Origin of the sequence: Pseudonocardia sp. WMMC193, from assembly GCF_021728735.1 — a bacterium.
Classification (GTDB): domain Bacteria; phylum Actinomycetota; class Actinomycetes; order Mycobacteriales; family Pseudonocardiaceae; genus Pseudonocardia; species Pseudonocardia oroxyli.
In genome coordinates, this window is the sequence record NZ_JAKKDO010000003.1 from 6,355,282 (window position 1) to 6,372,774 (window position 17,493).

Here is a 17,493-nt window from a genome sequence, read left to right on the forward strand (position 1 = left end):
GGGGGACCGCTCAGAGCTGCCAGTGGACGGGCTCGGAGATGACCGAGCCGAGACGGCGCCGGTAGTAGCGGGCGGTGGCCTCGACGAAGGCGGTCATCGCGGCCGCCGCCGCGGGCTCGTCCCGGCGGCGCAGGGCGTCGAGCACCTCCTGCTGGGCCTCGACGGCGGCGTGCCGGGTCGCCTCGGGGTGGCCCTCCTCGGGTGCCACGTCCCGGACCAGCATCAACAGCGTCTCCAGCACGATCCGCAGGACCGGGTTGCCCGTCGCCGTGTAGATGACGGAGTGGAACCGGGCGTTGTGGTGGGCGAACACGGCGAGATCCTCGGGGGCGGCCCGGATCGCGTCGAGGGAGGCGGCGAGCTCGTCGAGCTGGCTCTCGGTGATGCGGGCCGCGGCCAGCCGAGCCGCGACGGGCTCCAGGGCCAGCCGGGTGTCGATGACCTCGCTGAGCGTGGCCGACTCCAGCTGCAGGAACAGCGTGAGCACGTTGCCGAGGGAGGAGAACTCCGGGCGCTTCACCACCGGACCGCCGCCCGAGCCGGGCCTGATCGCGACCAGCCCGCGGCTCTCGAGCAGCCGCAGGGCCTCCCGCACGGTCGTCCGGGCGACGCCGTACTCGGCCATCATCTCCTTCTCGGTGGGCAGCCGGGTGCCCTCGGGCAGTGCGTCGCCGAGCACTCGGTCCGCGATCAGGTTGGCCACCCTGGTGGACGTCCTGGGCCCCCGTGCCGCCACGCCCACCTCCGATTCCCCGAGAAACCTACCAAGCCGGGCGGGACGGGCCCGCAGCGTTCCGCGCAGGTGCGCACATCTGTGTACGCAGGTCCACGTATGGTCCCCCGGCCCGGGGCACACCGATGCTGGGCGGATGGGGGAGGTGCGTCGGGCGCTGCCCGTGGCGCCCGCGGACTGGCGGCGGCTCGTCGACTCGGTGGCGTCCGCTGTGGACCGGGCGACGGCGCGACGACTGCGCTCCGCGCTGCTCCCCGCGACGACCGCGCGGCGCGAACCGTGGAGGCTCAGCCCGCCGCTGGTGTTCGTCCGGGTCCGGCCCGAGGACGTCGCGGAGATCGGCGCCGCCGGGCGCAGGCTCGGGACGGCGCTGCTGCCCGGTCGTCGCGCCCCGGCCGCGCCCGTGGCCACGGAGGCGCTGGCCGTGCTGGTCCGGGACCTGGCGCTGGTGCACGGCCTGCTCGACCTCGATCCCGGCGAGGACGCCGAGGTGCTGCGGCACTGGGGCGCCGACGGGCCGCTGTTCACGGCCCCGCCGCCGGTCGCGGTCGCCGCGCACCACCGCCTCGCCGCCCGCATCCACGCGCTGTGGCAGGCCTAGCGCATGCGCTTTCCCACTGCACTCGCCCCGGGCGGGCGGCGCGCGGCAGGATGGGCGGAGGACGGCATCCCGGGTCGGATCGGGCGGGGTGCCTCGGCGACGGAGAGGAACCCATGGCGGAGAAGAGCCGCATCGGCGTCACCGGCCTCGCGGTGATGGGGGCCAACCTGGCCCGGAACATCGCGAGCCGCGGGGTGCCGGTGGCCGTGCACAACCGCACGTACGCCAAGACCGAGCAGTTCATGGCCGACTACGGCGCCGAGGGCGACTTCACGGCATCGGAGTCCGTGAAGGACTTCGTGGACTCCCTCGAGACCCCTCGCAAGATCATCGTCATGGTCAAGGCGGGCAAGCCCGTCGACGGCGTCATCGAGGAGCTGACCCCGCTCCTCGACCAGGGCGACATCATCATCGACGCGGGCAACTCGCACTTCCCGGACACCGTGCGCCGCACCGCCGAGTGCGAGGCGAACGGGCTGCGGTTCATGGGCGTCGGCGTCTCTGGCGGCGAGGAGGGCGCGCTGCTCGGGCCGAGCATCATGCCCGGCGGCGACCCCGCGGCGTACGAGGAGGTCCGCGAGATCTTCGAGTCGATCGCGGCGGTCGTGGACGGGACGCCGTGCGTCACGCACGTCGGGCCGGGCGGGGCCGGGCACTACGTCAAGATGGTGCACAACGGCATCGAGTACGCCGACATCCAGCTCATCGCCGAGGCGTACGACCTGCTCACGAACGTGGTCGGGCTCGACGCGCCGGCCGTGGGCAAGATCTTCGAGGAGTGGAACTCCGGCGACCTCGACTCCTTCCTGATCGAGATCACCGGCAAGGTCCTCGCCAAGACGGACGCCAAGACCGGGCGCCCGCTCGTCGACGTCATCGTGGACCAGGCGGGCCAGAAGGGCACCGGGACCTGGACGGCGATCGACGCCCTGCAGCTCGGCATCCCGCTGACCGGCATCACCGAGGCCGTGTTCGCGCGCGGGCTGTCCGCGCTGCGCTCCGAGCGCAAGGCGGCGGCGGGCGTGCTCGCGGGCCCCACGCCGTCGAAGGAGGTGGACGAGTCCCTGATCGAGGACATCCGCCTGGCGCTGTACGCCTCCAAGGTCGTCGCGTACGCGCAGGGCTTCGCCCAGATGCGCGCCGCGTCGGTCGAGAACGGCTGGGACCTCAAGCTGGGCGAGATGGCGACCATCTGGCGGGGCGGCTGCATCATCCGGGCGCGGTTCCTCAACCGGATCCGCGAGGCCTACGACGAGCACCCCGACCTGGACAACCTGCTGATGGTCCCGTACTTCACCGAGGCCGTCGCGAACGCGCAGGACGCCTGGCGCCGGGTGATCGTCAAGGCCACCGAGCAGGGGGTGCCGATCCCGGCGTTCTCCAGCTCGCTGTCCTACTACGACGGCTACCGCCGCGAGCGCGGCCCGGCGAACCTGATCCAGGGCCTGCGGGACTTCTTCGGCGCCCACACCTACAAGCGCATCGACGCCGAGGGCTCCTTCCACACCCGGTGGGCGCAGGACGGCACCGAGGTCGAGGCCTGACGCTCCGTGGGCGGTGCCGGCGGCCGAGCCCGCGCCACCGCCCACGGACCCCGCCGGGGTGGGGCCACCACCACCGCGCGGACGCCTGCTGATCACCTGGGGCGGGACGGGCACCGTTCGTAGCGTTCCCCCATGCGACGACTGCTTCTGGCCTCCCTGTTCCTGGTCACCGTGGGGGGCTGTTCCGGCCCCGCCACGGCGGCCGCCCCCGCCGCCGCGCCCGCCGTGGCGGTGGACGCCCCGCCCCAGGCGCAGGTGCGGTTCACCGCCGATCCGCGCGCCGTCGCGGGAACACGGACCTACGACCTGACCGGCGTGGCCGCCGACGGCCGGTGCACCCCGGAGGCCGTCAGCATCCGTGACGACGCCGCGGCCCAGGGTGAGCTCGACGGGCTGTACCTCACCCTCGGGTCGACGCCGGTCGTCGAGCCCTCCCTCAACACCACCGGGGCCGGGTGGAGCTACGACACCTCGTACGTGACCTCGGACGGGAAGGCTGGCTCCGCCACCGCGACCGCCACGGTGCGCGACGGCCGCCTCGAGATCGTCTTCGACGGGCGCACGTGGGACGGCTCGACCTTCTCGGGGACCGCGTCCTGCGCCGTCGCACCGTAAAGGAATTCCCTGGGGACGACCAAGGAAACCCCAGTTCAGGGTGGGGGCTAGGGTCGCCCCGTGAGCGTGGGGAAGAGGGTGGCGCCGCGCCGCGCGGTGCTCGGGGCGGCCCTCGCCCTCCCGGTGCTCGCGGCGTGCTCGGCCACCGAGCCCGGGACACCCGTCGCGAATCCGCAGGCACCCACCCCCACACCCTCGACGGCCCCGGCACCCACGGCGGCCCCGTCCGCCCCGCCGGTCGGCGAGGTCGAGCGGGCCACCACCGGTCGCCCCGAGGTGGCGCTCACCTTCCACGGTGCGGGTGACCTGGACCTGGCCCGCCGGGTCCTGACGGCGTTGCAGCAGGGTGGGGCGGCGGTGACGGTGCTCGCCGTCGGGACCTGGCTCGAACAGCACCCCGACGCCGCGAAGGTCGTCACCGGCCTCGGCCACGAGATCGGCAACCACACCTACGCGCACCGGGACGTCGACGCCCTCGGCGCGGCCGCCGCGCGCAGCGAGATCGAACGCTGCCGCGACCTCATCGCCGCCGCGACGGGCGGGCCCGGGGCCTTCTTCCGCCCCTCCCAGAGCCGGCACGCGACGCCCGAGGTCATCGCCCTGGCCGCGGCGGCCGGATACCCCACCGTCCTGAGCTACGACGTCGACTCGCAGGACTTCACCGACCCCGGCGTCGCGGCGATCCGCCGCAACGTCGCGGCGGCGACCGCGGGCAGCGTCGTGAGCATGCACCTCGGCCATCCCGGGACCCTGCAGGCCGTCCCGGGTGTGCTCGCGGATCTCGCCGCGCGCGGACTCACCCCGGTGACCGCGACCAGGTTGTTCGGCTGAAGGAGACACGTTCGGTGGGAATGCGTTCTCGGCTGCTCGCGGCCGCCGTCCTCGTCCTGGCCACGGCCGGGTGCAGCGCCGCGCCCGCACCGGCCCCGACCGAGCCGCCACCGGCCGCCCCGCCCACGGCGGCGGTGGCTCCGACGGGCATGCCGCCGGTGACCGACCCGCACAACGTGTACGCCGCCGCGGGCGCGAACATGCTCTCCGACGCGGTGCGCGGGGCCAAGCCGCTGGTCTACGTGCCCGAGACCAAGTCCGGTGACGTGCAGGTCATCGACCCCACGACGTTCCAGACGGTCGGGACCTACCACCTGGGCGGCGAGTTGCAGCACGTCGTCCCGAGCTGGGACATGCGCACCCTCTACGCGACCGACGACACCACGAACAAGATCGTCCCGTTCGACCCGACGACCGGGACACCGGGCGCGCCCATCCCGGTCGTCGACCCGTACAACATGTACGCGACGCCGGACGGCACGTCGGCGATCTCCGTCGCCGAGGCCCGCCGCAAGCTGGTCTTCTACGACCCGCACACCTGGCAGGAGCAGGGCGAGCTGCCGACCCCGGACTGCGCGGGCATCGACCACGCCGACTACACCCCCGACGGTCGGACGGCCGTGTTCACCTGCGAGTTCGCGGGCCGGGTCGCCGTCGTCGACCTCGAGCACCGCACCCTGCTGCGCATGATCGACCTGCCGACGCGGAACACGATGATGGGCCCGCAGGACATCAAGCTCGCCCCGGACGGCTCGGTCTTCTACATCGCCGACTCCGACCAGAACGGCGTCTGGGTGCTGGACGGCGCGGCCACCCACGTCGTGCGGGAGATCCCGACCGGCGGCGGCGCCCACGGCCTCTACCTCTCCCGGGACGCGACGCGGCTCTACGTCACGAACCGCCACGAGGGCTCGGTCAGCGTGCTCGACGCCTACACCGGCGACCCCGTCGCCAAGTGGTGGATCCCCGGCGGCGGCAGCCCCGACATGGGCAACGTGACCGCGGACGGCACCCAGCTCTGGCTCTCCGGCCGCTACGACCGGGCCGTCTACGTGCTCTCCACGGCGGACGGCTCGCTGATCCGCAAGATCGACGTCGGGGACGGACCGCACGGCCTCTGCGTGTGGCCGCAGCCCGGCCGGTACTCCCTGGGACACACGGGCATCACGCGATGAGCCGCACGGAGCGGCTCTTCCGCATCGCGCTCGTGGTGAAGGGGGTCGACGGCGCGGCGGAGCTGCTCGGCGCCCTGCTCCTGACGGTCGTGTCGGGCGCGACGGTCCATCGCCTCGTCGCCGAGGTCCTGGCCAGGGACCTGCTCGGCGACCCCGACGGCTCGCTCGCCCGTCACTTCGTCGCCGGCACGTCGGAGTTCGTCTCCGGCGACCGCACGTTCGCGGTGCTCTACCTGGCGCTGCACGGGGTGGTGAAGCTCGCGCTGGTCGTCGCGCTGCTGCGCAAGTGGCTGCCCGCCTACCCGGTCGCGGTGCTCGTGCTCGGGGCGTTCGTCGTCTACGAGATCCTGCGCGCCGTGCACACGGGGTCGATCGTGCTGCCGTTCCTCGCGGCGCTGGACGTCGCGATCATCGTGCTGGTGATCCGCGAGTACGTCACGCTGCGCCGGGAGCGGCAGCGGACCCCGTGAGGAACGCGGCGATCTCCCGGGCCGCGGCCCGACCCGCGCGGTTGGCGCCGATCGTGCTGGCCGAGGGGCCGTAGCCCACGAGGTGCACCCGGGGGTCGGCGACGGCGCGGGTGCCGTCCAGTGCGATGCCGCCGTGCGGCGAGCGCAGGTGCAGGGGAGCGAGGTGGCCGACCGCGGGCCGGAACCCGGTGGCCCACAACAGCACGTCCGCGGGCTCCTCGTGCTCGCCCCACCGCACCCCGGTCGGGGTGACGGCGGTGAACATCGGCCTGCGCTGCAGCACCCCCGACTCGATCCCGGCCCGGTTGGCGTCCGTCAGCGGCAGCCCGGTCACGCTGACGACGGCGCGCGGCGGCAGGCCCTGCCGCACCCGTTCCTCGACGAGCGCGACCGCCTCCCGGCCCGCGTTCTCGTCGAACGGCCCGGACCGCCACCGCGGCGGGGTGCGGGTGACCCAGGTGGTCGCGGCGGCGACCGGCGCGATCTGCAGCAGGAACTGCACGGCCGAGCTGCCGCCCCCGACCACGACGACCCGCTGCCCGGCGAACGCCTCGGCGCCCGGGAAGTCCACGGTGTGCAGCTGTCGCCCGCGGAAGGTCTCGACGCCCGGATAGTGCGGCACGAACGGCCGGTTCCAGGTGCCGGTGGCGTTGACCAGCGCCTTCGCGGTCCAGTCGCCCCGGTCGGTCTCGACCCGCAGGAGCTCCCCGACGGACCGGACCGCGCTCACCCGCACCGGCCGGACGACCGGGAGGGCGAATTCTCGTTCGTAGGCCGCGAAGTACTCGGGCACGACCCGGTTGGCGGGGCGGGACGCGTCCTCGGGGGCGAAGTCCATCCCGGGCAGTGGGTGGACGCGGTGGGCGTCGGAGAGTCGCAGCGAGTCCCAGCGGTGCCGCCACGCCCCGCCCGGCCCCGCCTCGCCGTCGAGCACCGTGAAGTCCAGCCCGGTCCGCGCCAGCCCGTAGGCCGCCGACAACCCGGCCTGCCCGGCCCCGATCACCACCACGTCCTGGACGTCCACACCCCGCACAACGCCGCGACCCGCCCGGGAATTGCGCCTCCGGCGCCCGTGCGTGGTAAGTGGTGCTCTAGCACCACTTACCACGCACGAGCGCCGGAGGCGCTAGACGTTCCCGCCGCAGATCACCAGGCCCAGGCGGGCGTCCGGGTGGCGTTCCAGGATCCGGCGGGCGGCCGGGAGCAGGCAGCCCGCGGCGGGCTCGGCCCAGACCTTCGCGTGGTCGGCGAGGTCCCGGGAGCCGCGCACGGCCTCCTCGTCGCTGACGACGAGGACCTCCTCGACCAGCTTCCGGACGTGCGCGAGCGTGAGCTCCGACACCGCGGGCGCGCTCAGCGACGTGACGATCGACGACAGCGTGACGGTCGTCGGCGCGCCCGCGCGCAGCGCCGCCGACATCGCCTCGGCGCCGGTGGTCTCCACGCCCCAGACCCGCACCCCGGGGCGCAGCTCGGCCAGGGCCGCCGCGACCCCGGAGATGAGCCCGCCCCCGCCGATGCTGACCATGACGTCGGTCAGCGGGCCCGCGTCCTGCGCGAGCTCCAGCCCGACGGTCCCGGCGCCGGCGATCACCCGGGGGTCGTCGAACGGGTGGACGAGGGTCAGCCCGTCCGCCCGCAACGTGTCGACCAGCGCGAACGCGCCCGCGATGTCCGGGGTCAGGCGCACGTCGGCGCCGGTGGCCCGGCAGGCCGCCACGGTGCCGGCGGACGCGGCCTCGGGCATGACCACGGTCGCCGCGATCCCGAGCCCCGCGGCGGTGTCCGCGACCGCGATCGCATGGTTGCCGCCGCTCACCGCCACGACGCCCGCTGCCCGCTCCGCGGCGGTCAACGAGCGGAGCTTCACGGTGGCGCCGCGGGCCTTGAACGAGCCGGTGCGCTGCAGCAGCTCCAGCTTCGCCGTGACGGGGACGCCGAGCAGCGCGGACAGGCCGGGGCTGGGCACGGTGGGGGTGCGCACGACGTGCCCGTCGATCTCGCGGGCGGCCGCCTCGATCGCGTCGAGGCCGATCAGGGAACTCACATCCCGAGTCTGCACCCCCACCGTGCCGGGGTCGCTAGATGGTGCCCTGCTCCGCGGTGCCCGCGGGGATGCCGGTCAGGTAGCGCACGTCCAGCGGCGCGGCCAACCTGCCCTTGAGCGCGCCGCCCAGCTCGGCCAGGGCGGGCGCGGCGCCGTGGGCCTTCAGGTCCTGCTCGGACTCCCAGCGCTCCAGCATGACGAACTCGGCCCCGTCGTCGACGGACCGCTCGTGCAGCGCGTACTTCCCGCAGCCGGGCTCGGCGTGGACCTTCGGGATGGTGGCGAGCAGGGCCTCCTTGACGGCGGCCTCCTCGCCGGCCTTGGGCGTGATGGTGGCGACGACGATGACGGCACTCACAAGCGGTTCCTATCTGTTGAGGATGCGGTTCAGGGCCGGTGCGACGTCCCGGTGGGTGTGTACCGGGGTCAGGGTCCCGTGGCCGAGGCGGGCGAGGTCGCGGCCGAGGGGGAGGTCGTGCTCGCCGTCGGTCTCGAGGAGGACGTGCAGCTCGGGGAAGCGGCGGGCCAGGTCGCGGGGGTCGGGTCCGGCGTTGTGCACGGCGTCGGTGAGCAGGATCGCGGTGCGCCTGCGGGCGGCGGAGCGGGCGAGCTCGGCATGGGCGACGGACAGCCCGAACCCGACGTTGGTCAGCCCGCGGGCGGGGATCCGCAGCAGCGTGTCCAGCAGCGCGGTCGGGGTGGCGGGCTCGGTCAGCGTCTTGACGACGGCGGCGTCGGACCAGAAGGCGACGAGCGCGAGCTGGTCCCCGGCCCCGGACAGGTCGGCGGACAGGGCGGACACGGTGGCGGCGGCGATGCGGACCTTCTCCCCGCGCATGGAGCCGGACACGTCCACGATCAGCACCGCCGCGCGTCGGGAGCTCATCCGCTCCCGCACGATCACGTCGGTATCCTCCGGCACCGGGTGCTCGGCGAGCATCTCGATGGTCTTGTCCAGGTCGATGTCGTCGCTGCGGTAGGCGTAGGGCACCGAGGCCAGGGCGCCGGTGCCGCGTTCGGAGCGCGCGTCTCGCGGGCGGCGGCGCACCGCCAGCCGCCGGGCGATGGCCTGGGCCATCGAGACGACCGTCGGATCGGGGGCGGCGTCCTCCAGCAGCTCGGAGAGCTCCTTCTGCGCGGCCTGCTGCGCGGTGACCAGCACGCCCTGCCCGCCCGCGGGCAGGTCGGTGTCGGCGCCGCCGCGGTCGGGGTTCAGCTCGGCGACGACCGGGGTGCCCCTGCCCTTGGCGAACAGGTCCGGCGCGGCGTCGAGCTTCTTGGGCTTGCGGCGCAGCGGCTGCAGGGTCCGTCGCTCACCGGTGTCGGCGGTGGGCAGCGCGACGGCGTTCGGGACGGTCAGGCGGTGCGGACCCGGCGCTGCCCGCCGGGGGCCGAGAAAAAATGGTTCTCCCAGATCTCGGTGATGACCTGTTCGGGGGTGGCGTCGGAGGCCTCGTCGACCCCCACCCGGGCGGAGAGGGCGAGCAGCGCGGCATCGAGCACGACCTGCGTGCGGTCGGCGTCCGGGGTGATCTTCGCCAGCTCCAGGGCGATGGCCACGAGGTCGATCGCCCCGCGCACCGACGAGCCGCGGCGCAGCTCGGGATGGGTGCGCGTGGCCCGGGTGAGGGCCACGCCGTCGGCGTTCAGCGTGGCGTCCGTGCTGCCGGTGCGCCGCGCGACGATGTCGGTCTCCTCCGCGGCGCTCTGGTAGCCGACGGCGAGGCGGTTCCAGCGGTCGTAGACGGAGTCGGAGATCCGGGCGGTGCCGACGTTGTCGAACGGGTTCATCGAGGCCAGCACGCGGAAGGTGGGCTCGGCGGTCATCGTGCCCACCCGCGGGACGGTCACCGCACGCTCGGCCATCGCCCCGAGCAGCACGTTGAGTGTGTCCTCGGGGGCCCGGTTGAGCTCCTCGATGTAGAGGAACCCGCCGGTGCGCATCGCCTCGACGAGCGGGCCGGGCACGAAGTTCTCCGCTGAGTAGTCCTCCTGCAGGACCCGGGCCGGGTTGTGGTGCCCGACCAGGCGGGCCGGGGTGAGCTCGGCGTTGCCCTCCACCAGCACGAACGGCACGCCCCAGTGCTCGGTGATCGCGCGCAGCATCGTGGACTTCGAGGTGCCGGGCGGGCCCTCCAGCAGCACGTCCCGGCCGGCGGCCACGGCCGCCAACACCAGCGTCAGCTCGCGCTCGCGACCGACCACCGCCTCGGCGATCGCCGCCCGTGCCTCCGTTGATGCACTCACATCACCATCCGACCTTCCGGTCGAGCGTTCGTCAACCCATCTGTCAACCCATCGTCTTCGCGCCGTCGATGGCCTCCCGGATGATGTCGGCGTGTCCGGCGTGCTGGCTGGTCTCGGCGATCACGTGCAGCAGCGTGCGGCGCAGGGTCCACGCCGCGCCCGGCTCGAACCAGGGCGCCGAGGGCAGCGGGGTCGCATGGTCGAGGTCCGCGGTCTCGACGACGGCGTCCGTGGCCGCCGCGACCTCGTCGTAGCGGGCGAGCAGCGCGACGAGCGTGTCCGCCTCGGACAGCACGAAGCGGGGGTCCGGGGCGTTCGGGTCCCACTCGCCGTCCCAGTCCCCGTCCTCCGCCCCGCCCATCGCCCCGGGCGCCCCGGTGGCGAAGGCGATCCACTGCTCCTCGGTGTCCGCGACGTGCTTGAGCAGCGAGGCGATCGTCAGCGCGCTCACGGTGCTGCGGGTGCGGGCCTGCTCGTCGGACAGGCCGTCCGCGGTCTGGCGCAGGAACCCCCGGTGCCGCCGCAGGGACTGGAGCAGATCGGCCCGCTCGCCGGTCAGTGTGGTGGTGGTCACGGCACGCATTATGGAGCCACAACTGCCGAATCGGGGGCCCGAAACGACAGTTGTGGCTCCATAATGCGATCAGGCGACGGGGACGACGTCCGGGGCGCCCATGCGGGCGGAGTCGGCGGTGGCGTCGTCCGGCATCGTCTGGCTCTCGCGCTCCGCCGCGACCCGGCCCCGGTAGTGCTCGACCTCCTTGGCCTTCTGCTCGTCGGTCCAGCCGAGCACCGGCGCCATCAGGTCCGCGGCCTCCTGCGCGGCGCCGAGCCCCCGGTCGAAGGTCTCGATGCTGGTGCGGGTGCGGCGGGTGAGGACGTCGTCGAGGTGGCGGGCGCCCTCGTGCGAGGCCGCGTAGACGATCTCGGCCCGCAGGTGGTCCGGCGCGCCCTCGAGGGGCTCGCCGAGCAGCTTGTCCTGCGCCACCAGGTCCAGGACCTCGGTGACCAGGGAGCCGTAGCGGTGGATCAGCCCGTCGATCCGGGCCGGGTGCAGCCCGGACTGCGCGGCCAGCACCCCGACGGAGTTCTTCAGCGCCTCCCAGCCCTCGGCCCCGAGCAGCGGCACGTCCTTGGTGACCGACTCCGGCACCTTGGCGTCCAGGCCGTGCACGGCCGCGTCGACGGCGTCCTTCGCCATGACCCGGTAGGTCGTGTACTTGCCGCCCGCGACCACGACCAGCCCCGGCACGGGGATGGCCACCGCGTGCTCGCGGGACAGCTTCGACGTCGACTCCGACTCCCCGGCCAGCAGCGGCCGCAGGCCCGCGTAGACGCCCTCGACGTCCTCGGGGGTCAGCGGCTGCTCCAGCACCGCGTTGACGTGCTCGAGCAGGTAGTCGATGTCCGCCTTGGACGCCGCCGGGTGGGCCTTGTCCAGGTCCCAGTCGGTGTCCGTGGTCCCGATGATCCAGTGCCGCCCCCACGGGATGACGAACAGCACGGACTTCTCGGTGCGCAGGATCAGCCCGGAGTCCGAGCGGATGCGGTCCCGCGGCACGACCAGGTGGATGCCCTTCGACGCCCGGACGTGGAAGCGTCCGCGCTCGCCGGCCAGCCCCTGCGTCTCGTCGGTCCAGACACCCGTCGCGTTGATGACCTGCTTGGCCCGGACCTTGATCGTGGTACCGGACTCGAGGTCGTGGACCTCGGCGCCGATCACCCGGCCGGACTCCTTCAGCAGCCCGACGACGCGGGCGCGGGTCGCGACGTGTGCCCCGTACGCCGCCGCGGTGCGGGCGACGAACATGGTGTGGCGGGCGTCGTCGACCTGCGCGTCGTAGTACTGCAGGGCGCCGGTCAGGGCGTCCTTGCGCAGCGACGGCACGATCCGGCGGGCGCCCCGCCGGGTGAGATGCCGGTGGTGGGGCACCCCGCGGGACTGCCCGGAGAGCAGCCCGAGGGTGTCGTAGAGCGCGACGCCTGCGCCCGCGTACGCCCGCTCCCACACGTGGTGCTTGAGCGGGTAGACGAACGGCACCGGGCGGATCAGGTGCGGCGCGATCTTCTGGATCAGCAGCCCCCGCTCCTGCAGGGCCTCCGCCACCAGGCGGAAGTCCAGCATCTCCAGGTAGCGCAGGCCGCCGTGGATCAGTTTGCTGCTGCGCGACGACGTCCCGGACGCGAAGTCCCGGGCCTCGACGAGTCCGACGCGCAGGCCGCGGGTGGCGGCGTCGAGGGCGCTGCCCGCGCCCACGACACCGCCCCCGACGACGAGAACGTCGAGCTCGCCTGCCGCCATGTCCCGCAACGCCTGAGTACGGGCCTCCGGGGAGAGCGCGACGGATCTCATGACACTTCTTCCTTTCGACAGCCGGTGGACGGGTGAGCCGGTCGGGTCACTCCGGACCTAGTCCACGTCCACCCAGTCCAACGTCCGCTGGACCGCCTTCTTCCACTGGGAGTACCCCGTCTGGCGCTGTTCCTCGGTCCAGGCCGGGTCCCAGTGCTTGGACTCGTTCCAGTTGGCGCGCAGCTCGTCGGTGTCCTTCCAGAACCCGACGGCCAGGCCCGCGGCGTACGCGGCACCCAGCGCGGTGGTCTCGGCCACGACCGGCCGCGAGACCTGCACGCCGAGCACGTCCGCCTGGATCTGCATGCACAGCTCGTTGGCGGTCACGCCGCCGTCGACCTTGAGCACCTCCAGGTGCACCCCGGAGTCCTTCTCCATGGCGTCCGCGACGTCCCGGCTCTGGTAGCAGATCGCCTCCAGGGTGGCCCGGGCCAGGTGCGCGTTGGTGTTGTAGCGCGACAGGCCGACGATCGCGCCGCGCGCGTCCGAGCGCCAGTACGGCGCGAACAGGCCGGAGAACGCGGGCACGAAGTACACCCCGCCGTTGTCCTCGACCTGGCGGGCCAGCTGCTCGCTCTGCGCGGCGCCGGAGATGATCCCCAGCTGGTCGCGCAGCCACTGCACCGCCGACCCGGTGACGGCGATCGAGCCCTCCAGGGCGTAGACCGCGGGCTCGTCCCCGAAGCGGTAGCAGACCGTGGTGAGCAGCCCGGCCTCCGAGCGCACCAGCTCGGTGCCGGTGTTGAGCAGCATGAAGTTGCCGGTGCCGTAGGTGTTCTTGGCCTCGCCCGGCGCCAGGCACACCTGCCCGACCATGGCGGCCTGCTGGTCGCCGAGGATGCCGGTGATCGGCACCTCGCCGCCGAGCGGGCCGTTCGCCAGGGTCGTCCCGTACGGCGTGGGCGAGCTGGAAGACCGGATCTCCGGCAGCATGGCGCGCGGGATGTCGAACAGGGCCAGCAGCTCGTCGTCCCAGTCGAGGGTCTCGAGGTCCATCAGCATCGTGCGGCTGGCGTTGGTCACGTCGGTGACGTGGACGCCGCCGTTCGGGCCGCCGGTGAGGTTCCAGACGAGCCAGCTGTCGGTGTTGCCGAAGATCGCGTCGCCGCGCTCGGCGGCCGCGCGCACCCCGTCGACGTTCTCCAGGATCCACTGGATCTTGCCGCCGGAGAAGTAGGTGGCGGGCGGCAGGCCCGCCTTGCGGCGGATGGTGTCGCCGTGGCCGTCGCGCTCGAGCTTGGACGCGATGCGGTCGGTGCGGGTGTCCTGCCAGACGATCGCGTTGTAGTAGGGCCGCCCGGTGTTGCGGTCCCACACCACGGCCGTCTCGCGCTGGTTGGTGATGCCCAGCGCCGCGAGGTCCGACGCGGACAGGCCGGTCTTGTTCAGCCCCGTCTGGATGACCGAGGAGGTGCGCTCCCAGATCTCCACCGGGTTGTGCTCGACCCAGCCCGCCTCGGGCAGGATCTGCTCGTGCTCGAGCTGGTGGCGGCCCACCTCGTTGCCACCGTGGTCGAAGATCATGAACCGCGTGCTCGTGGTGCCCTGGTCGACGGCGCCGACGTACTCAGGCATGGAGGATCCTCTCCGGTGAGGGGTCAGGACTGCTTCTCGGGGGCGGGCTCGCGGCCGACGGGCTGCGGCGCGAACTCCTCCTCCTGGGTCAGGTAGCGCTCGATGAGGATCTTGAAGAAGGCGCCGCCGACGAGGCCGCCGATGATCGGTGCGACGATCGGCAACCAGAAGTACAACGTCCCGTTCTGGTCCGACCAGGCGGTGCTGTAGCCGGTGATGAAGCTGGCCAGGCGGGGACCGAAGTCACGGGCCGGGTTGATCGCGTAGCCGGCGTTGGCGCCCCACGCCATGCCGATCGCGACGACCAGCAGGCCGACGCAGACCGGGGCGAGGTTCGCCAGCGGCGGGTTGTTGCGCGCATTGGTCAGCGCGAAGATCACGAACACCAGGATGGCGGTGCCCACGACCTGGTCGAGGAAGGCGGTCGGGATGGAGACGCCCGCCCCGCCGTTGCCCGGCAGCGTGGAGAAGATGCCCTGGGTGGCGACGGTGTGGTTCGGGTCGACCTTGGCGATCAGGTCGGAGTAGGTGGCGCGCACGATCAGCGCCGCGACGAACGCGCCCGCGGTCTGGGCCAACGCGTAGGGCACCACCTTGCGCCAGGGGAAGCCCTGGTAGGCGGCCAGCGCGACGGTCACGGCGGGGTTGAGGTGCGCGCCGGAGATCCGGCCCGCGACGTAGACGCCGAGCGTCACGCCGATGCCCCAGGCCCACGCGATCGAGTCGTGGTCGCCGAGGGGACTGTCGCTCGACGCGGTGACCACCTGGGCCACGACGCCGGTACCGAACAGGATGAGGATCATCGTGCCGGCGAACTCGGCGCTCAGCTCGCCGAGATAGGAGTTCCGCATCGAACTCTCCCTTTCTTCCGGTCGTGACGACCCCCGCCGTGCGGGGACCCAGCACGGCGGGGGTCGGACACAGAGAACGTAGGAACGGGTGGTGAGCGCGTCCACGTCCGCCGTTCGACAATGTCGAACACCTCGTGTCGAGTGGATCACAGTAGCCTGACGGGGTGCCGGGACCCATCCAGTCGATCGAACGCGCGGCCGCGGTGCTGCGTCTGCTGGGCGGTGCCGGGCGCCCGCTCGCGCTCGCCGAGCTGGCCGCCGCCCTGGACCTGCCGCGCCCGACCGTGCACGGGATCGTCGCGACGCTGCGGTCCGAGGGCCTCGTCGAGCAGGACCACGCCAGCGCGCTGTACCGCCTCGGCGGCGGGCTGCGCACCCTGGCCAGCGGCTGGGACCGCCACGACCTGCGCGCCCGCGCCATGAACTGGGCGGACGTGCTCGCGGGCGGGACCGGCTGCGCGGTCTACCTCGCGGTGCCCGAGGGGGCGGCGGCCGGCATCGTGCACCACGTCTTCCGCCCCGACGGCACGCCGCAGACCCTGCGGACCAACACCGACCATCCGTTGCACGCCACGGCGTGGGGCAAGTGCCTGCTCGCCTTCGCCCCCGTGTCGACGCCCGCGCCGCGGGACCTGGAGCTGCGCCGCTACACCGGCCGCACGGCGTCGACGGTGGCGATGCTCGAGGCCCACCTCGCCGCCGCGCGGACCCGGGGGATGGCCACGGACGTCGGCGAGTTCGAGAGCGGGGCGGGTGGCGCCGCCGTCCCGCTGCGGTCCGGCGGCGGTCTGACGGTCGCGGCGCTGGGCATCGCCGCACCCGTCGAGCAGCTGTTCGGGGGCGGCGGCGAACCCCGCCCCGCCCAGGCCGACCTGCTGCGCGCCGCGGGCCGTGAGATCTCCGCCCTGCTGGTGAGCCGATGACCACACCCGTGAGCGGCGATGGTCGCTCTGGCGACTTTCGCCACTCACAGGTCGTGGCGGCCATCGACCAGGGCACCACCTCCACGCGGTGCCTGCTGTTCTCCCGCACCGGGCGCATGCTCGCGGTGGCCCAGCGCGAGCACCGCCAGCACTACCCCGAGCCGGGCCGTGTGGAGCACGACGCCGAGGAGATCTGGCGCAACGTGGCCCGGGTCGTCCCGGAGGCGCTCAAGCGCGCCGGGCTCGGCCCCGAGAACATCGCCGCCCTCGGCATCGCCAACCAGCGCGAGACGACCGTGATCTGGAACCGGCACACCGGCGTCCCCCTCGCGCGGGCGATCACCTGGCAGGACACCCGCACCGGCCCGATCGTCGCGGAGCTGGTCGAGGCGGGCCTGACCGACCTCTACTCGCGCACCAGCGGGTTCACCCCGGCCACCTACTTCGCGGGGCCGCGGCTGCGGTGGCTGCTCGACCACGTGCCGGGCGCGCGCGAGGGCGCCGAGGCGGGGGACGTGCTGTTCGGGACCATGGAGTCCTGGCTGATCTGGCGCCTCACGGGCGGGGTGCACGTCACGGACGTCAGCAACGCCAGCCGCACCATGATGATGGACCTGCGCACGCTGGAGTGGTCGCCGAAGCTCCTCGAAGCCCTCGACGTGCCGGAGCGGATGCTCCCGGAGATCCGGTCCAACGCCGAGGTCTACGGCGTGTGCACCGAGGTGCTGCCCGGCGTCCCGGTGGCCGGGGCGCTCGGGGACCAGCAGGCCGCGCTCGTGGGGCAGACGTGCTTCGCACCGGGCGAGGTCAAGTGCACCTACGGCACGGGGGCGTTCCTGCTCAAGAACACCGGGCCCCGGATCGCGGGCTCCGCGCAGGGGCTCATCCCGACCGTCGGCTACCTGATCGGAGACGAGCCGGTCTACGCCCTCGAAGGCTCCATCGCGGTCACCGGCTCGCTCGTGCAGTGGTTCCGGGACTCGCTGGGCATGATCGGCACCGCGGCCCAGATCGAGACCCTCGCGATGACCGTCCCGGACAACGGCGGCTGCTACGTCGTCCCCGCGTTCTCCGGGCTCTACGCCCCGCACTGGCAGGCCACCGCCCGCGGCGTGATCGTGGGCCTGACCGGCTACATCACCCGCGGGCACCTCGCCCGCGCGGTGCTGGAGGCCACGGCCTGGCAGACCCGGGAGGTGGTCGAGGCGATGAACGCGGAGTCCGGCATCCCGGTCACCCGGCTCAAGGTCGACGGCGGCATGACGGCCGACCACCTCCTCATGCAGTACGTCGCCGACGTGCTGGACGTCCCCGTCGAACGCCCGCTGGGCTCCGAGGCGGTCTCCCTCGGCGCCGCCTACGTCGCGGGCCTCGCGGTGGGGCACTGGTCGGACCTGGAGGTGCTGCGCGCCAACTGGCACCGCGCCGCCCTGTGGCGCCCCGACATGCCCGCCGAGGTCCGCGACCGCGAGCGCGCCAACTGGGGCCGCGCCGTCGACCGCAGCTACGACTGGGTCGTCTAGCGGCT

General features: G+C 73.4%; 18 protein-coding genes. 8 read left to right on the forward strand and 10 right to left on the reverse strand.

Going from position 1 to position 17,493, the window contains the following annotated elements; all coding sequences use genetic code 11:
* Positions 1–10: 10 nt before the first annotated feature.
* Positions 11–703: a FadR/GntR family transcriptional regulator gene (locus tag L3X23_RS32475; protein ID WP_237197205.1), complete on the reverse strand. Its 693-nt coding sequence runs from the start codon at positions 701–703 to the stop codon at positions 11–13.
* Positions 704–869: 166 nt separating this feature from the next.
* Between L3X23_RS32475 and L3X23_RS32480 the strand changes: the two genes are divergently transcribed.
* From L3X23_RS32480 to L3X23_RS32505, 6 genes are all read left to right on the forward strand, one after another.
* On the forward strand, positions 870–1,334 hold the full coding sequence (locus L3X23_RS32480; protein WP_237197207.1) for a hypothetical protein: 465 nt from the start codon (positions 870–872) through the stop codon (positions 1,332–1,334).
* A 113-nt stretch (positions 1,335–1,447) separates the two neighbouring features.
* A complete protein-coding gene (gene gndA / locus L3X23_RS32485; RefSeq protein WP_237197209.1) occupies positions 1,448–2,878 on the forward strand; it encodes an NADP-dependent phosphogluconate dehydrogenase in 1,431 nt (476 codons plus the stop codon).
* A gap of 132 nt (positions 2,879–3,010) precedes the next feature.
* On the forward strand, positions 3,011–3,493 hold the full coding sequence (locus L3X23_RS32490) for a hypothetical protein (protein WP_237197210.1): 483 nt from the start codon (positions 3,011–3,013) through the stop codon (positions 3,491–3,493).
* A 60-nt stretch (positions 3,494–3,553) separates the two neighbouring features.
* Positions 3,554–4,324 (forward strand): polysaccharide deacetylase family protein, encoded by a 771-nt coding sequence (locus L3X23_RS32495; RefSeq protein WP_237197212.1) that lies wholly within the window; start codon positions 3,554–3,556, stop codon positions 4,322–4,324.
* A gap of 20 nt (positions 4,325–4,344) precedes the next feature.
* Entirely contained in the window at positions 4,345–5,499 is a 1,155-nt protein-coding gene (locus L3X23_RS32500) for a YncE family protein (RefSeq protein ID WP_237198187.1), read from the forward strand.
* Positions 5,496–5,969, forward strand: coding sequence for a DUF2127 domain-containing protein (locus L3X23_RS32505; RefSeq protein WP_237197215.1), 474 nt, complete (start codon positions 5,496–5,498; stop codon positions 5,967–5,969). The genes L3X23_RS32500 and L3X23_RS32505 overlap by 4 nt, the downstream gene beginning before the upstream one ends.
* Here the strand turns inward: L3X23_RS32505 and L3X23_RS32510 are convergent.
* From L3X23_RS32510 to L3X23_RS32550, 9 genes are all read right to left on the reverse strand, one after another.
* Positions 5,935–7,002 (reverse strand): FAD-dependent oxidoreductase, encoded by a 1,068-nt coding sequence (locus tag L3X23_RS32510; protein ID WP_237197217.1) that lies wholly within the window; start codon positions 7,000–7,002, stop codon positions 5,935–5,937. The genes L3X23_RS32505 and L3X23_RS32510 overlap by 35 nt on opposite strands.
* A gap of 93 nt (positions 7,003–7,095) precedes the next feature.
* The gene (locus tag L3X23_RS32515) at positions 7,096–8,016 is read right to left on the reverse strand and encodes a threonine/serine dehydratase (protein ID WP_237197219.1); all 921 of its coding nucleotides are present in this window, start codon (positions 8,014–8,016) and stop codon (positions 7,096–7,098) included.
* Positions 8,017–8,050: 34 nt separating this feature from the next.
* Positions 8,051–8,374, reverse strand: a complete 324-nt coding sequence (locus L3X23_RS32520; RefSeq protein ID WP_237197222.1) for a putative quinol monooxygenase — start codon at positions 8,372–8,374, stop codon at positions 8,051–8,053.
* A 9-nt stretch (positions 8,375–8,383) separates the two neighbouring features.
* Complete coding sequence (locus L3X23_RS32525; RefSeq protein ID WP_237197225.1) at positions 8,384–9,178, reverse strand: VWA domain-containing protein; 795 nt, start codon at positions 9,176–9,178, stop codon at positions 8,384–8,386.
* Positions 9,179–9,372: 194 nt separating this feature from the next.
* Positions 9,373–10,263 (reverse strand): MoxR family ATPase, encoded by an 891-nt coding sequence (locus tag L3X23_RS32530; RefSeq protein WP_237197227.1) that lies wholly within the window; start codon positions 10,261–10,263, stop codon positions 9,373–9,375.
* 43 nt (positions 10,264–10,306) lie between these two features.
* Entirely contained in the window at positions 10,307–10,846 is a 540-nt protein-coding gene (locus L3X23_RS32535; RefSeq protein WP_374204960.1) for a DinB family protein, read from the reverse strand.
* Positions 10,847–10,906: 60 nt separating this feature from the next.
* Positions 10,907–12,616, reverse strand: coding sequence for a glycerol-3-phosphate dehydrogenase/oxidase (locus tag L3X23_RS32540; protein WP_093088388.1), 1,710 nt, complete (start codon positions 12,614–12,616; stop codon positions 10,907–10,909).
* A 57-nt stretch (positions 12,617–12,673) separates the two neighbouring features.
* Positions 12,674–14,191: a glycerol kinase GlpK gene (glpK, locus tag L3X23_RS32545; RefSeq protein WP_237197231.1), complete on the reverse strand. Its 1,518-nt coding sequence runs from the start codon at positions 14,189–14,191 to the stop codon at positions 12,674–12,676.
* A gap of 23 nt (positions 14,192–14,214) precedes the next feature.
* A complete protein-coding gene (locus tag L3X23_RS32550) occupies positions 14,215–15,042 on the reverse strand; it encodes an MIP/aquaporin family protein (protein WP_237197232.1) in 828 nt (275 codons plus the stop codon).
* Positions 15,043–15,206: 164 nt separating this feature from the next.
* Here L3X23_RS32550 and L3X23_RS32555 point away from each other — a divergent pair, with 164 nt between their 5' ends.
* Together L3X23_RS32555 and glpK (L3X23_RS32560) are read left to right on the forward strand one after the other, a co-directional pair.
* On the forward strand, positions 15,207–15,965 hold the full coding sequence (locus L3X23_RS32555) for an IclR family transcriptional regulator (RefSeq protein WP_093088395.1): 759 nt from the start codon (positions 15,207–15,209) through the stop codon (positions 15,963–15,965).
* Positions 15,966–16,018: 53 nt separating this feature from the next.
* On the forward strand, positions 16,019–17,488 hold the full coding sequence (gene glpK, locus L3X23_RS32560) for a glycerol kinase GlpK (RefSeq protein ID WP_308116971.1): 1,470 nt from the start codon (positions 16,019–16,021) through the stop codon (positions 17,486–17,488).
* Positions 17,489–17,493: the final 5 nt, after the last annotated feature.